Raw genomic sequence first — 14,968 nt, forward strand, 5'->3', positions numbered from 1 at the left:
GCGTCTGGTTGCCCGGTTGCGAGGTTGGCGCGCCGCGCCCCCTGGCGCATAAGCAGGCGCCCATGGCCGTCGCTTCCCCCCGCCTCCTGCTGCCCGATGCGCCGGCCCTCGTCGCCGCGCATGGCCGCGCCACGCTGCTCACGCCCGATGGCGAGGTGCTGACGCTGACCGGCGGGCGCATCGCGGAAGCCCTGGCCGAATACCCGCCGCCGATGCTGGTCCATGCGCCCTCCGCGGCGAAGCGGCTGGACCTGCCGCGCTTCCTCGACTGCTTCGACCTGCTGGAGCTCTTCGCCTTCGCGCTGCCGGGCCGCAGCGCGCCCCCCACGCCGCGCGGCCTCGCTCTGGTGCTGGACCTGCCGCCGCCAGAGGATGACGAGGCGGCGGCCGCGCTGCTGCCGGAGATCGCCTCCCGCCTGCTGCGGGCCCTGGCCGATGAGGCGCGTGCCCCCTCGGGCAAGGAGGCCGCGGGCATGGCCGCGCAGTTGGCCGGCGCGGCGCAATGGCCATGGGTGCCGAGCGTGCTGGCGGCACTGGGCCAGCCCGACGCCAAGCCGGACCGCAACGCCTTCAAGACCTGGCGCCGCCTGCCCGAATGGGAGGAGACCTCGCCGCCGCCGCCACCCGCAAGCCATGACGTGAGCGGCGCCGATTCGCGCCGCCGCCTCGCCGAGATGCTGGGCGGGGGCGCCGAGCAACGCCCGCAGCAGGCCGATTTCGCCTCCGCCGCCGCCGGCGCCTTCGCCCCCAGGGAGGCCGAGGGCGCACCGCACATGATCCTCGCCGAGGCCGGCACCGGCACCGGCAAGACACTGGGCTACATCGCGCCCGCCAGCCTCTGGGCCGAGCGCAACGGCGCGCCGGTCTGGCTCAGCACCTATACGCGCAATCTCCAGCGGCAGATCGACCAGGAGCTGATGCAGCTCTTCCCTGATCCGGAGGAGCGGCGCGCCCGCGTCGCCGTCCGCAAGGGGCGGGAGAACTACCTCTGCCTGCTCAACCTGGAGGAGGCGCTGGGCCAATCCGCCATGCGCCAGATGGCGCTGCCGCTGGCGCTGGTTTCGCGCTGGGCGGGTGCGACGCGCGATGGCGACATCCAGGGCGGCGACTTCCCGGGCTGGATCGGCGAGCTGTTCCAGCCGGGCGCGCTGAGTGGCCTCGCCGACCGCCGCGGCGAGTGCATCCGCTCGGCCTGCGCGCATTACAAGAAATGCTTCGTGGAGCACTCGATCCGCCGCGCCCGCACGGCGCGCCTCGTCGTCGCCAATCATGCGCTGGTGATGGTGCAGGCGGCGCTGGGCGGTGGCGAGGACGGCAAGCCCACGCGCTACGTCTTCGACGAGGGGCATCACCTCTTCGACGCGGCCGATGGTGCCTTCTCCGCGGCACTGACCGGCGTGGAGGCGGCGGAGCTGCGGCGCTGGCTTCTGGGCGCGGAGGGTGGCCGCTCCCGCGCCAAGGGCCTGCGCGCCCGCATCCAGGAACTGGCCGGCGACATCCCACAAGTGCTCGCACCCATGGAGGAGGCGCTGCACGCCGCGCGCTGCCTCCCTGGCGGCGGCTGGTATGCCCGCATGGGCGATGGCGCACCCCCGCCCGACGGCAACGCCACCGAAGCCTTCCTGCATGCCGCGCGCCAGCAGATCCTGGCCCGCGCGGTGCAGGATGACGGCATCTACACGCTGGAGGTGGACCTCCATCCGGTGAGCGAGGCCGTGGCCGAAGCCGGTGCCACCCTGGCCGCCGCGCTGCATGCGCTGGAGCAGCCGCTGACCCGCCTGCGCGACGCACTCGCCGCCAAGCTCGAGACGCCGGAAGGCGAGGAGGAGCCGGAGGTGGGGGAGCGCATCCGCCTGGAGACGGCGATGCGCGGGATCGAGCGCCGTGCCCTCATGCCGCTCGGCGCCTGGCGCGGGATGCTGGGGCAGCTCGCCGCGCCGCAGCCCGAGCCCGGCACGCGTCCCGTGATGGTGGATTGGCTGCAGCTCGACCGTCGTGAGGGGCGGGACGTGGATGCCGGCCTGCACCGCCACTGGCTGGACCCGACCATCCCCTTCGCGCAGGTGGTGGCCGCGCCCGCGCATGGGCTGCTGATCACCTCCGCCACGCTGACCGATGCGGCCAAGCGCGACGACCCCGAGGTGGCCTGGCGCGAGGCCGAGGCGCGCACGGGCGCCGCGCACCTGCCGCTGCCCGCGATCCGCGCCGCGCTGCCCTCGCCCTTCGATTATGCGGCCAACACACGCACCTTCATCGTGACCGATGTGGATGCGCGGCAATCGGGCCCGGTGGCCAGCGCCATGCAGCAGCTGTTTCTCGCGTCCGGCGGCGGCGCGCTCGGCCTCTTCACCGCCATCCGCCGCCTGCGGGAGGTCGCGCAGCGCATCGCGCCCGCGCTGGAGGCGCGCGGCATCCCGCTCTACGCGCAGCATGTGGATGCGATGGACAATGCCACGCTGGTGGACATCTTCCGCGCCGAGGAGAACTCCTGCCTGCTCGGCACGGATGCGATGCGCGACGGCGTGGACGTGCCCGGCCGCGCGCTGCGCCTGCTGGTCTTCGACCGCGTGCCCTGGCCGCGCCGCACCATCCTGCACCGCGAGCGCCGCCTGCATCTGAGCGAGGGCGCGCCGCAGGGCCATGACGACACGCATGCGCGGCACAAGCTGCGCCAGGCCTTCGGACGCCTGGTGCGCCGCGCCGATGACAAGGGCGTCTTCGTGCTGCTGGACCGCGGCTGCCCCTCGCGCATCCTGGCCGGCCTGCCGGAGGGTGTCACACCGCGTCGGGTGACGCTGGCCGAGGCCGTGGCCCGGACGCGCGAGCTTCTGGCCCCTTGATCCAGGCTTGCATCGCGGGGCCGATGGGCCAGACTTGGCGCATGCAGCCCAAATCCACCTCCTTCGCCCCTGGCGGCTATCGCTTCGTGCCTGGCCGGCAATTCTCCGGTGGCGTCGCCGCCGAGCGCGGCTTCGCGCTGCGGCGCGTGCGTTTCCGGGAGCCCCTGCCGCTGGCGCAGGGCCTCGCCACCGCGCGCGCCATCCTGGACGCGGCGGGCCGCCCGCCGGAGGCGCTGGCCGCCTGCGAATTGCGTTCGCCCCTGCCGCTGCCCATCGCGGATTTCCTGGCCTTCAACGAGACCTATCTCGCCGCGCTGCGCTCGCAGGGCTTCACCGCGGCACCGCCCTATCCGATCGGGCGCAGCAACCTCGCCCCCATCCTGGCGCCGCCGGCCGAGGTGGTGCTCTTCGCCGTCACCTTCACCGTGCCCGCAGAGGGGCCGGCCGAGGGCGCGGGTGGCACGGATTTCTTCATCTCCGGCAAGCCCGAGACCAGCGCGGCGCCGAGCTTCGAGGAAGGGATCGTCGGTGGCGCCGATGTCTCGCCCGCCGGGCTGCGCATGAAGGCGGAATATGTGATGCGCGAGCTGCGCGCCCGCATGGCGGAGCTCGGCGTGGAGGAGGCGCGCGTGACCGGCGCCCAGGCCTACACCATCCACCCGCTGGAGCCGGTGCTGGAGATCGTCACCGGCCGCCTGCCGCTGGCCTGGGGCGGGCTGACGCTGGTGCCCGCGCATCCGCCCGTCACGGGCCTCGCCTTCGAGGTGGATTTGCGCAGCGTCTCGCAGGAGTGCGTCGCGTGACGACGCGCGAGGGGAAGGGCGTGACGACGCGCGAGGGAAAGGGCGTGACGACGCGGGGGGAAACGGCGTGAGCGCGCGCAAGATGCATCTCGTGGCCTATCTGAAGTCCGGCCCCAATGCCAGCTATCCCAGCACCTGGCGCCACCCTTCCGCCTCGCTGGATGACCTCTTCGATCCGCGCCGCTGGGAGCAATGCGCACGCATGCTGGAAGCCGCGCGCTTCGACGCCTGCTTCTTCGCCGACGGCCTGGGCATCCCCGATCTCTACAAGGGCAGCTATGACGATTATCTCGGCCGCGGCGGGCAGTTGAGCCTGCTTGATCCGATGGTGATCGCGCCGATGATGGCCCGCGTGACGGAGCATCTGGGCATCGGCGTCACCCTCTCCACCAGCTTCATCGCGCCCTATGTCATCGCGCGTTATCTCGGCTCGCTCGATCTCATCAGCCAGGGGCGCGCGGCATGGAACGTCGTCACCACCGGGCGCGATTTCGAGGCGCAGAATTGCGGCATGCCGGGCCTGCCTCCGAAGGAGGAGCGCTACGACATGGCCGATGAGGTGATGGAGGCCTGTGACGCGCTCTGGAACGGCTGGGACGACGACGCGCTGGTGCTGGACCGCGAGGCCGGCATCTTCGCCGACCCCTCCAAGGTGCGCTACGCCAATTACCAGGGGAAATACATCAGCACGCGCGGCCCGCTCTCCATTCCGCGCAGCCCGCAGGTGCGGCCGGGCATCATGCAGGCCGGCGCCTCGCCGCGCGGCCGTGCCTTCGCCGCCCGCTGGGCCGAAATGATCTTCGCCACACCCGCGACAAAGGCGGACTCGCTGGCCTACCGCATGGACATCCGCGCGCGGATGGAAGCCATCGGCCGCAACCCGGATGAATGCGCCGTGCTGCCCTCGATGACCGTGGTGGTGGGCGAGACGGAGAGCATCGCGCGCGAGAAGGCGGCGCATCTGGAATCGCTGGTGGATCCGGAGCTGGTGATCGCCTCCAGCTCCTGGTCGGTGGTGGCGGATCTCAGCAAGGTGGAGACGCCCGAGGCGATGGCGGCGGCGGACACCAACCAGGGCGTTCAGGGCCATCGGGACCGCATGATGCAGGTGGCCCGCCAGAAGGGGATCACCTTCGCCGAGGCGGTGCGCCAGCCGCGCGCTCTGGTGGCCGGCACGCCGGCCATGATCGCCGACATGATGGAGGATTGGTTCACGTCAGGGGCGTGTGACGGCTTCATCCTGCCGCCCACCATCTTCCCCACCACCTTCGAGGAATTCGGCCGGATGGTGGTGCCGGAACTGCAGCGGCGCGGAATTTTCCGCCGCGACTATGCGGGGCGGACGCTGCGCGAGAACCTGCGCAACCCGGGCTGAGCTATCCCCGCGCGTAGCGCAGCAGCATGGCCCCGCCATCCCCGCCCCAGCGGCGCACCTGGATGCCGGGCTCGGCCCCCGGCTGGCCGCTGAACCAGGCGCCGTAGAGGCCTTCCAGCACGGAGCCGAGCCACCCACCGGTCAGATCCGCATGGGTGCCGACCAGGGGTGCGGCCACATGCCGCAGCATGACGCTGTTGCTGCCCGGGTCGAAGCTGAGGCGGACATAGCCCCAATCGGCCGCGGCCAGCGTGTCGTTCATCCGGGCCTCGAGCTCGCCCAGCGTGTTGCAGGCGGGCAAGGGCATGAGGGCCGCCATGCGGGCGCCGACCATGCGCAACAGCCCCTCTCGCGCGCCATGGTCCAGGTGGGTTTCCAAAGTTTCCATCATGGCACGCAGGAAGAGACGCCACTGCGGTGCCACGCCGCGCCGGGCGATATAGGTCAGGGCATCGGGATCGGTGATCTGGTCCTGCACGCGCGCGCCTTGGGAAAGGAAGAACAGCGCAGCCTATAGCCCAGCTGGCCCGGCACGGAAATCCGCCTCTCACAATATGGGATTTACGCGAACAAGGGTGGACCATTGCGCAACCAATTCGCGTAATGGTAAGCGAAATCACCATTTTTGGACAGATCGGGGGAAGCAAAATGGGCTCTGCGCCGTCCAGCCGCCTCGCCCGGCCGGCCCAGGCCCGGAATCCGCGCATCCCGAAAGGCGTGAGCGCATGATCTTTGCTTCCTTCGAATTCCTGTTCCTTTTTCTGCCGCTCTTCTTCGTCCTCTACTTCCTGACGCCGGCGCGCTTTCGGAACTGGACGATCCTGATCCTCTCCTGGGCCTTCTACGCCTGGTGGCGGGTGGATTTCCTGGCGCTGCTGGGCGGCGTCACGCTCTACACCTTCTTCATCGCGCTGCGGGTGAATGCGGCTGAGGAGGGCTCGGATTCGCGCTTCCGCTGGATGATGGCCGGGCTGATCGGCAATCTGGGCGTGCTCGCCTATTTCAAATACGCGAATTTCGGCGTGCAGAGTTTCAATCAGGTGGTGACGGCGATGGGCTTCGCCCCCACCCCCTGGCATGAGATCATACTGCCCATCGGCCTCAGCTTCTATGTCCTGCAATCGGTGAGCTACCTGATCGACGTCTGGCGCAAGGACGTGCCGGTCAGCCGCAACTTCATCGCCTATGCCGCCTACAAGGCCATCTTCAGCCAGCTCATCGCCGGGCCCATCGTGCGCTATGCCGAGATCGAGCATGACCTGAAGCACCGCGTCCATACCTGGGAGAAGTTCGGCCTGGGCGCGCGCCGCTTCATGATCGGCTTCTGCATGAAGGTGCTGATCGCGGACACGATCGCGCCCATGGTGGATGTGGTCTATGCGCTGCCCAACCCTTCCATGGCGGATGCCTGGGCAGGCGCCATCGGCTACACGCTGCAGCTCTTCTTCGACTTCGCGGGCTATTCGGCCATGGCGATCGGGCTGGCGCAGATGTGCGCCTTCCGCTTTCCCGAGAACTTCAACAACCCCTATCTCGCCGGCAACATCCAGGAATTCTGGCAGCGCTGGCACATGACGCTGAGCCGCTTCCTGCGCGACTACCTCTACATCTCGCTCGGCGGCAACCGGAAAGGCCCGGTCCGCACCTATGTGAACCTGCTGTTGACCATGGTGATCGGCGGCTTCTGGCACGGTGCGAACTGGACCTTCATCCTCTGGGGCTTCTGGCATGGCGGGCTGCTCGCGCTGCATCGCTACTGGCGCGCGGCGGGCAATGGGCCAATGCCCTTCATCCTCGGCAACATGCTGCTGATGCTGGCGGTGATCCTGGGCTGGGTCGCCTTCCGCGCGCATGACCTGACCAGCGCCTTTGCCATGTATGGCGCGATGTTCATGCCCTCCAGCATCGGCCTCTCCGACGCGCTGGCCTGGCAGGTCACACCGGACCAGTGGTGGTGCATGCTGATCGGCGTGGTGCTGGTCTACCTCCCGCTGGCGGGCAGCCGCCTGCCCTGGCAGCAACCAGTCGAGGCGATGAGCGGGTTTTGGCGCCTCTGCTGGTTCTGGGCGCCGACGGCGGGCTTCATCCTCGGGATGATCCTGCTCTACAGCCGCGCCGCCGTTCCCTTCCTCTACTTCCAGTTCTGAGGAACACGCCATGATCGAGAGCTGGATCAAGCGGATGGCGACCCTCCAGGCGGCGGTGGTCATCGCCATCCTGGGCTGGGGCGCCTGGCAGGGTGTGGCGGCCATCCGCTCGGAATTGGCGCAGCGGCGCCTGGAGCCGACGGTGAACCTGCAGGCCTTCCTCGCCGGGCGTTTCGCGGCCGCCGTGAACTACGTGATGGCGCACAACCTGCCGGCGGACCCTTACATCCGCGCTGCGGGCGGCTTCTTCCGTTGGCGTTTCTTCGATTCCGGCGGGCCGCAGGTGCGCGTCGGCTGCGACGACTGGCTCTTCCTGACGGAGGAGCTGCGCCCCTGGCCCGACCCCGGCCCCGCCATGCGCGAGCGCGTGGAAGGCCTGGCCCGCATCCGTGACCGGCTGGCGGCGCAGAACATCACACTGCTGGTGACGATCGTGCCGGACAAGGCGCGGGTGCATCGCGAGCAGCTTTGCGGCGCGCCGCTCTCCGCCCAGGCCGAGGGCCGCTACGGGGAGTTGCTGGCCGTCTTTTCCGCGCGCGGCATCACGCCCATCCCGCTGCTGGAGCCGCTGCGCGCCCTGGCGCGGGAGAAGCCGGCCTATTGGCGGACCGACACGCACTGGAACCAGGATGGTGCGGCGCTGGCCGCGCGGCAGATCGCCGCCGCCGCGCGGGGCCTCGACATCGAGCGCCCCGGCGGCTTCACCACGCGTTTCGCCGCTGAGGAGACGAACGGCCCGGGCGACCTGCTGCGCCTCATGGGTCTCGACATCATGCCCGATGGCTGGCGCCCCGCGCCCGACCGGCAGCACCTGGCGACCACCTCGGCGGCCGTGCCCGCGGGCGGTGGCGGCGGGCTACTGGATGACGAGGGCCAGCCGCAGGTCGCGCTGATCGGCTCCTCCTACTCGCTCAACGCCAATTTCCACGGCTTTCTGCAGGAGGCGCTGGGTGCGGCGGTGACCAACCTGGCCCAGGCCGGCGGCGGGTTCGCGGGGGCTGCGCGCGCCTATTTCGCCGGCGCCACCTTCCGCGAGGCGCCGCCGCGCGTGGTCATCTGGGAAGTGCTGGAACGCGCCATGGCCCAGCCGGTGACGGAGGAGGAACGCGCCTTCCTGCGGCAGTAGGCGCCACCCATTGCCCAGGGCGTACACAGGACCATCCGGCCGCACAGCGGCCGGCGCGCCCAGACTGGGCTCACCTCTCGCACGACCGTGGCGGCGCGAAGCCAAGCGGCCGGAGGCCGCGCCCGGCGTATGAGGGGTTAGACAAAATCATCCGGCCGCACGGCGGCCGGCGCCGCCCAACCGAGCGATTGCCCCGGCGCACCAGCGGCGCGGCGAAGCCAAGCGGCCGGAGGCCGCGCCCGGCGTATGAGGGCATAGACAAAATCATCCGGCCGCACGGCGGCCGGCGCCGCCCAACCGAGCGATTGCCCCGGCGCACCAGCGGCGCGGCGAAGCCAAGCGGCCGGAGGCCGCGCCCGGCGTATGAGGGGTTAGACAAAATCATCCGGCCGCACGGCGGCCGGCGCCGCCCAACCGAGCGATTGCCCCGGCGCACCAGCGGCGCGGCGAAGCCAAGCGGCCGGAGGCCGCGCCCGGCGTATGAGGGCATAAAACTCAGAAGCTCATCCCGATGCCGAAGCTGGTGCCGGTGACGCCGCCATCGCCGTAGAAATATCGCGCGATGAGCCGGATGCGGCTGAGGTTGATGCCCGCCGCACCGAACTCGTGCCGCCCTACATCGAACTCGATGCCGCCGCCCACCTTCACCGCCCAGCCGAAGCCGATCGAATCCCGCTGGTCGCCCAGGTAGAGCGAGCCGGAGCCGTCCAGCACCCAGCGCACCGGCCGGCCAAAGGCCTCAAGCCCGGTGGGCCAGCGGTAGCGCGCCCAGAGGCCCAGCGTGCGCGCGGTGGAATTGCCACGGACGGCCTCAGGCGTGTCGCCGAAGGTCTGCAGCCGCATCTGCGTATAGCGCAGCTCCACATCGATGTTCCGGGCGGGCGTGTAGTCGTAATAGGCCAGCATCAGCGCGCCGCCGAGGCCATAGACGTTCATGTGCTTGTCGGTGAGGAAGGAGATGTCCCTCTCGCGCCGCCAGTTGACGAAGGCGCCGAGCAGCGACGCATCGGACGCCGCATAGCCGAGCGAGCCGTTGATGATCGGCCTCAGCCAGAGATATTCGGCGAGACGGATGTCGTAGCCGATGCCCACCGTGCCGATGACGTTGTTCCAGCGCGTCGGCAGGCTTCGCGTCTCATCCCCGCCGGCGATATAGGCGCGCGGGTCGTAGCGCGCATAGCCGATATAGCTCTCCAGGAAGAGCGGAAACGCCTCGGAGACGGTGAAGCCGAAGCCGAGTTGCCCGAGTTGCAGCGTGGGCGAGATGGTCGAGGAGGTGGAGCTGCGCGTGACTTCCAACCGCATTGGTCGAGCCGTCCGGAATCGCGTTGTAGCCGAAGAGGCCGAGCACGCCGCCGCGGCGCGATTGCTGCAGCGCGCGCTGGGCCGAGATGCGCTCGTTGATCTGCGACGTCAGGGCGTCGCGCAGGACGTTGTCCACCGTCTGCGCGCGCAGGGGTGCGGCGGAGAGCAGCGCGGCCAGCGAAGCGGCGATGACGGCGAGGCGCCTCATCCCGGCCAGCTCCGCGCGGCGCTGCGGCGCAGCTGGTCCTCGGCGGCGCGAATGCGCTGCACCGCCTCCTCCTGCGTGATGCTCGGGGCCTGCGCCTTGAGCAGCGCATGGCCCTGGCCGACCTGCGTCAGGACGAAGAGGTATTGCCGGCGCGCCGGGCTGTCCGTGCCCTCGCGCTCCATCGTCGTGGCGAGCGATTCCACCAGCGCCTGCACATGCGGGTCTGCGGCCACGATGTTGTCGCGCAGCTGCGGCGCCTGGGCATTCGTCCGGTTGGCGTGGCGCAGCAGCAGGCCGAGCGCCGCCACGGCCTTGCCGCCGCGCTCGGACGCCTGGCCGGCGGTGATGGCCATGCTGGAGAAGGGGCTCTCCCGATAGGGCAGCACACCATCCGAGGCGAGCACGGCCACGGCCTGGAGGTAGGTGACGAGGGCCTGCTGCATGGCGAGGCTGCCGGTCTGCCCCAGCTCCGGCTCGTCCAGTGCCAGGCTCGCGGTGGAGGCCCAGTCCCGCACCGGCGTGTAGTCGGGCGCGCCGCAGCCGGTCAGCGCCAGCAGGGCCACCAGGGGAAGGCGCATGGGAGAGGTCCGGGTCATGGCGGGAAGATCGCGGCGAGGCTGGCAGGGGTGGTGCCGTCACCCGCCGTGGTGAGTTGCGGCGCGGGCGGCGGCACGCGCCGCATGTCGCGTGACAGCGCGTCCCGCGCGGCGAGAATCTCGCGCTCGGTCGCGCGTTGCGAGAGACGGCCGCTCGCGGCCAGCAGCACCACATGCCCCTCGCCGATTCGCGTCAGCACCACCGCCTCGCCCGGCGAGACCCCGGTCTTGAGCTGGAGCAGGAGAAGCTGCACCGGCCCATCGGCCGCGCGGATCAGGCGCGCGAGGCGGCGGTCTTCATAGGTCGGGCGGGAGGAGGTGACCTCATTCGTCGCCCAGCGCGGCGGCGTGTCGGCGCTGGCGGCGGAGAGTGCGGTCGAAATGGTGAGGATCGCGGGCTCCGTCGCGCCGGGGGCGAAGGCGGCAGGTTGGAAGTTCAGTGGCGCGCCGTCCCACAGTACGCCGAGCGCATAGAAATAGGCGGCGAGCGCGCCGCGGGCCTCGCGCTGCGCGGCGGCTTCGCCGGGGGCGGCGCGGGCCACGGCGAAGCTCGCCTGACGCGCTCAGTCGCGCAGCGCGCTGTTCAGCGGCAGCGTGCAGGCGGGCAGCAGCAGAAGGGGCAGGAAGCGGCGCGGAAACACGGACGCAGCATCCTGGCAAAGCCGGACGGCGGCAAGCGGATCCGCCCTGCGGTCGAATTTTCTTGACCTGCGGCGGCCATCCGCGCGCCGATGGCGGGCAGGGGCGGAAAGCCCCGGGGAGGAAGCATGAAAAACGTGAATGCAGCCGGCGTGAGCCGGCGCGCTGCCCTTGGCCTGCTGGCCGCGCCCGCGCTGGCCCAGGCGCAGCCGCAAGCCTGGCCCACCGGTTCCATCCGCTTCATCGGCCTGTTTCCGCCCGGCGGCGGCACGGACATCCTCTCGCGGATCTGGTGCCTGAAGATGAGCGAGATGACGGGGCATCAATTCGTCGTCGAGAACCGTTCGGGCTCGGGCGGCAATGTCGGAACGGAGGCCATCGCGCGCGCGGCGCCGGACGGCATGACGATCGGGCTGGCGAGCGTGGCGCCGCTTTCCATCGGCCCCACGCTCTATGGGCGGCTGCCCTTCAATCCGGCGCAGGATTTCTCGCTCGTCTCGGGCCTCTGGCAATTGCCGAACCTGCTGGTGGTGAACAATGACGTGCCGGCGCGCTCGGTGCCCGAACTGATCGCGCTGCTGAAGGCCAATCCGGGGCGCTACGCCTATGCCTCCTCCGGCTCGGGCACGACGGTCCATCTCTCGGGCGAGATGTTCAAGTCCATTGCGGGCGTGGACATGCTGCATGTGCCCTATCGCGGGGCGGCGCCGGCGCATGTGGATCTGCAGGCGGGGCGTGTGCACATGATCTTCGACAACATCCCGCAGGGCCTCGCGCTGGCGCGCGAGGGGCGGCTGCGCGCGCTGGCGGTGACGGGGGCCACGCGCAGCCCGCAGGCGCCCGAGATCCCGGCCATGGCCGAATTCCTGCCGGGCTTCGAGATCACCTCCTGGGGGGGCGTCATGGGACCGGCGGGGATGCCGCCCGCCATCATCCACCGGCTGAACCAGTTGACGAAGGAGTCGCTGGAAAGCGCCGACCTGAAGCGGCGCTTCGAGGAGAACGGCGCCTCCACCTGGTACACCACGCCGGAGGATTTCGCGACCTTCCGCGCGATGAACGAGGCCGCCTTCGCGCCGCTGATCCGGGCTTCGGGCGCGCGGGTGGATTGACGCGGCGTCAGTTCGACCCGCCCGCCACGATATTCACCGCGGCGGCGAGGATGACGGCGTTGAAGCCGAAGGCGACGAGGCCATGGATCAGCACCAGCCGGCGCATGGCGGCGCTGCTGGTGGTCACGTCGCTCACCTGGAAAGTCATGCCGACGGTAAAGGCGATGTAGAGGAACTCGCTGAATTCCGGCGTGCCGTCGCCGCCCGGAAATTCGATCCCGCATTCATGCGTCCAGTATTCATGCGCATAATCCTGCGCGAAGAGCAGGTGGACATAGAACCAGGAGAGGATGATGGCGGGGATGGCGACGCCGCCGCCCAGCCCGTCCCAGCGGAACACCAGGAAGAGCAGCGAGGCGGCCGCCGCCACCACGGAGAGGATGGAGACCACGCGCCGGCCCTCCACCACCTCCCGCGCGCGGTTGCGCATCGTCTCGGGCGTGGCATTGCCCAGGCGTTGCAGCAGCAGGCCCGCATGGGTGATCACATGCGCCGACCAGCCCAGCATCGCCGCCGTCTCGATGGTCCGGCCGGTGAGCAGGAGCGTGGCAAAGACCGCCAGGCCCACGGCCAGCGCCGGCAGGGTGAAGCCGCGCCGCAGGATCGCTGGCAGGGGCATCCGTCTCAGGCCGCCATGGCCTGCGCGAAGACGCCGGGGTCCACATTGCCGCCACTGAGGATGATGCCGGTCACCGCGTCGCGCGTGGCGAGCTTGCCGGCCAGCACGGCGGCGAGTGCCACGGCGCCGCCCGGCTCCACCACCAGCTTGAGGTGGGTGAAGGCGAAGCGCATGGCGGCGAAGACCTCGGCCGGTGTCACCACGAGGCCATCCGCCACGCGCGGCGCATTCACCGCGAAGGTGATCTGGCCCGGCTGCCTGGAGAGCAGCGCGTCGCACAGCCCTGCGCCCGTGCCGTCATTGGCGATGCGCTGGCCCGCCCGCAGCGAGCGGCCGTAATCATCCCAGCCCTCGGGCTCCACCGCGTAGATGCGCGCCTGCGGCGCCAGCGCCTTGGCGGAGAGGGCGGAACCCGCGAGCAGCCCGCCGCCGCCGGTGCAGATGGCGATCTGGTCCGGCTTGAAGCCTTCGGCCCGCGCATCCTCCAACAATTCGAGGATGGCGGTGCCCTGGCCCGCGATCACGTCGGCATGGTCGAAGGGCGGGATGACGGTGGCGCCGCGCTTCTGCGCCAGTTCCAGCGCCAGCGCGTCGCGGTCCACGCCGTGGCGATCGAAGAAGTGGATCTCCGCGCCCCAGGCGCGCGTGGCTTCCACCTTCACCGAGGGCGCGTCCTGCGGCATGGCGATCAGCGCGGGCATGCCGAGCGCCGCGCAGGCCGCGGCGACGGCCTGGCCGTGATTGCCGGAGGAATGGGTGACGATCCCTCGCGCCCGCGCGGCGGGCGGCAGCAGCATCGCGGCATTGGTGGCGCCGCGCAGCTTGAAGCTGCCGGTGATCTGCAGCGGCTCGGGCTTCACCAGCACCACGCCGCCCGCCGCTTCATCCAGCGCGCGATGGCGCAGCATGGGCGTGCGGCGGATGCGGCCCCTCAGGCGCTGTGCGGCGGCCTGGACGTCATCGAAACTCGGCGTCATGCCGCAAACCTCCGGGGATCGGTGAGGGGAATGACGGCCGCGACATCCGGATCGGGCGTATCGCCGCGCAGGAGTTGCGCCAGCAGGCGGCCGGCGGCGGGCGCGGTCTGGATGCCATAGCCGCCCTGGCCGCAGAACCAGAAGAAACCGGGCGCGGCGCAAGGCCCGATGGCAAGGCCGCGATCCGGCGTGAAGCTGCGCAGCCCGGCCCAGCGATGCTCGACGCGATGCACCGGGATGTCGAGCGCCTGCTGCATGCGGTCCACCGCGATGGCGACGTCGAGCTCATCGGGCTGGGCGTCGCAGGGATCGCTGTCGGTTTCGTCGGCCGGGCTGACCATGAGCTTGCCGCGCGCCTCGGGCCGAACATACCAGCTGTGGTGCATGTCGCCGACCAGCGGCCAGTCGGCGCTCTGGTAGCGCCCGGGATCCACGATCAGCGCGGTGCGGCGCTTCGGTTGCAGGCCGATCCTGGCCACGCCCGCGATCTCCGCCACCACATCGCCCCAGGCGCCGGAGGCATTTACCAAAGCGGGCGCCGTGAAGACGTCGCCCGTGCTGGTCTCGGCGTGCCAGAGGCCCTTCGCGTGCCAGATGCGCCCGGCCTTGTTCCGCAGCGCCAGCACCCCGCCCGCGCGCTTCAACTGCGCCAGGAAGCCCTGGTGCAGCGCCGCCACATCGATGTCGAAGGCGTCCTGCTCGATCGCGGCGCTCACCGCCCAGTCGGGGCGGATGGCGGGGACGATGGCGCGTGCCTCCTCCAGCGGGATGGCGACGCGCCCGGCATCGAGCGAAGCGGCGAGGTCCGCGGCCTGGGCCGCATCGGCCAGCGTCAGCACCGGGCGGTGATGTGCGAGCTTCGCCTCGGTGAAACCTTCCGGCGGCGATTCGAAGAAGCTGCGCGAGGCGCCGGTCAGCCGCCGCGCATCGGCGCTGCCATAGCTGAGGATCCAGATCGCCGCCGAGCGCCCGGTGGTGTGGTAGCCGGCGGAATCCTCGGCCTCCAGCAGCGCCACGCGATGGGTGGTGGAGAGATGCGCGCCGGCGGTCGCGCCGGCGATGCCCGCCCCGATGACAAGGGCGTCGAATGAATGGGTGTTCATTCGCGCATCCTCATCCCGCCCGCCCGGCGCGGCAAGATCGGTTGCACTGCCTGCCGGAGCATGCCTAACCTTCCCACCAGCGGCGGAGACCGCGCGGAAACATCCAAGGGAGTTCAGG

At 70.6% G+C, this 14,968-nt stretch carries 13 protein-coding genes; 6 read left to right on the top strand and 7 right to left on the bottom strand.

What is annotated here, in order from left to right; genetic code table 11:
- Nucleotides 1-62 precede the first annotated feature (62 nt).
- The 3 genes from ACQ860_RS15255 to ACQ860_RS15265 all read left to right on the top strand — a co-directional run bounded on the left by ACQ860_RS15255 (nt 63) and on the right by ACQ860_RS15265 (nt 5,018).
- Nucleotides 63-2,840, top strand: a complete 2,778-nt coding sequence (locus tag ACQ860_RS15255) for an ATP-dependent DNA helicase (protein WP_431304192.1) — start codon at nt 63-65, stop codon at nt 2,838-2,840.
- 41 nt (nt 2,841-2,881) lie between these two features.
- Nucleotides 2,882-3,643, top strand: coding sequence for a 2-amino-5-chloromuconate deaminase CnbZ (gene cnbZ / locus ACQ860_RS15260; RefSeq protein WP_431304193.1), 762 nt, complete (start codon nt 2,882-2,884; stop codon nt 3,641-3,643).
- Between the two features lie 67 nt (nt 3,644-3,710).
- On the top strand, nt 3,711-5,018 hold the full coding sequence (locus ACQ860_RS15265; protein ID WP_431304194.1) for an NtaA/DmoA family FMN-dependent monooxygenase: 1,308 nt from the start codon (nt 3,711-3,713) through the stop codon (nt 5,016-5,018).
- A gap of 1 nt (nt 5,019) precedes the next feature.
- Here the strand turns inward: ACQ860_RS15265 and bcsD are convergent, their stop codons facing one another.
- Nucleotides 5,020-5,496 (bottom strand): cellulose biosynthesis protein BcsD, encoded by a 477-nt coding sequence (gene bcsD / locus ACQ860_RS15270; protein WP_431304195.1) that lies wholly within the window; start codon nt 5,494-5,496, stop codon nt 5,020-5,022.
- A 247-nt stretch (nt 5,497-5,743) separates the two neighbouring features.
- Between bcsD and ACQ860_RS15275 the strand changes: the two genes are divergently transcribed.
- Both ACQ860_RS15275 and ACQ860_RS15280 read left to right on the top strand, forming a co-directional pair.
- Complete coding sequence (locus ACQ860_RS15275; protein ID WP_431304196.1) at nt 5,744-7,165, top strand: MBOAT family O-acyltransferase; 1,422 nt, start codon at nt 5,744-5,746, stop codon at nt 7,163-7,165.
- A 10-nt stretch (nt 7,166-7,175) separates the two neighbouring features.
- Nucleotides 7,176-8,291, top strand: coding sequence for an alginate O-acetyltransferase AlgX-related protein (locus ACQ860_RS15280; protein ID WP_431304197.1), 1,116 nt, complete (start codon nt 7,176-7,178; stop codon nt 8,289-8,291).
- A gap of 495 nt (nt 8,292-8,786) precedes the next feature.
- Here the strand turns inward: ACQ860_RS15280 and ACQ860_RS15285 are convergent, their stop codons facing one another.
- The 3 genes from ACQ860_RS15285 to ACQ860_RS15295 all read right to left on the bottom strand — a co-directional run bounded on the left by ACQ860_RS15285 (nt 8,787) and on the right by ACQ860_RS15295 (nt 10,942).
- Nucleotides 8,787-9,596 carry a hypothetical protein gene (locus ACQ860_RS15285; protein ID WP_431304198.1) on the bottom strand — a complete coding sequence of 270 codons (810 nt, stop codon included), beginning with the start codon at nt 9,594-9,596 and terminating at the stop codon, nt 8,787-8,789.
- 204 nt (nt 9,597-9,800) lie between these two features.
- Nucleotides 9,801-10,382 carry a hypothetical protein gene (locus ACQ860_RS15290; RefSeq protein ID WP_431304199.1) on the bottom strand — a complete coding sequence of 194 codons (582 nt, stop codon included), beginning with the start codon at nt 10,380-10,382 and terminating at the stop codon, nt 9,801-9,803.
- A gap of 14 nt (nt 10,383-10,396) precedes the next feature.
- A complete protein-coding gene (locus tag ACQ860_RS15295) occupies nt 10,397-10,942 on the bottom strand; it encodes a hypothetical protein (RefSeq protein ID WP_431304200.1) in 546 nt (181 codons plus the stop codon).
- A 225-nt stretch (nt 10,943-11,167) separates the two neighbouring features.
- Between ACQ860_RS15295 and ACQ860_RS15300 the strand changes: the two genes are divergently transcribed.
- Nucleotides 11,168-12,151: a Bug family tripartite tricarboxylate transporter substrate binding protein gene (locus tag ACQ860_RS15300; RefSeq protein WP_431304201.1), complete on the top strand. Its 984-nt coding sequence runs from the start codon at nt 11,168-11,170 to the stop codon at nt 12,149-12,151.
- Nucleotides 12,152-12,158: 7 nt separating this feature from the next.
- On the opposite strand, the gene ACQ860_RS15305 is transcribed toward ACQ860_RS15300, so the two are convergent.
- Genes ACQ860_RS15305 through ACQ860_RS15315 form a run of 3 tightly spaced genes read right to left on the bottom strand, consistent with a single transcriptional unit; the run spans nt 12,159 to nt 14,850 of the window.
- On the bottom strand, nt 12,159-12,770 hold the full coding sequence (locus ACQ860_RS15305) for a DUF1345 domain-containing protein (RefSeq protein WP_431304202.1): 612 nt from the start codon (nt 12,768-12,770) through the stop codon (nt 12,159-12,161).
- A 5-nt stretch (nt 12,771-12,775) separates the two neighbouring features.
- Nucleotides 12,776-13,747 carry a threonine ammonia-lyase gene (locus tag ACQ860_RS15310; RefSeq protein WP_431304203.1) on the bottom strand — a complete coding sequence of 324 codons (972 nt, stop codon included), beginning with the start codon at nt 13,745-13,747 and terminating at the stop codon, nt 12,776-12,778.
- Entirely contained in the window at nt 13,744-14,850 is a 1,107-nt protein-coding gene (locus ACQ860_RS15315) for an NAD(P)/FAD-dependent oxidoreductase (protein ID WP_431304204.1), read from the bottom strand. The genes ACQ860_RS15310 and ACQ860_RS15315 overlap by 4 nt, the downstream gene beginning before the upstream one ends.
- Between the last annotated feature and the right edge of the window lie 118 nt (nt 14,851-14,968).

The sequence above is a fragment of the Sediminicoccus sp. BL-A-41-H5 genome, assembly GCF_050632405.1.
Taxonomy (GTDB): Bacteria; Pseudomonadota; Alphaproteobacteria; order Acetobacterales; family Acetobacteraceae; genus Roseococcus.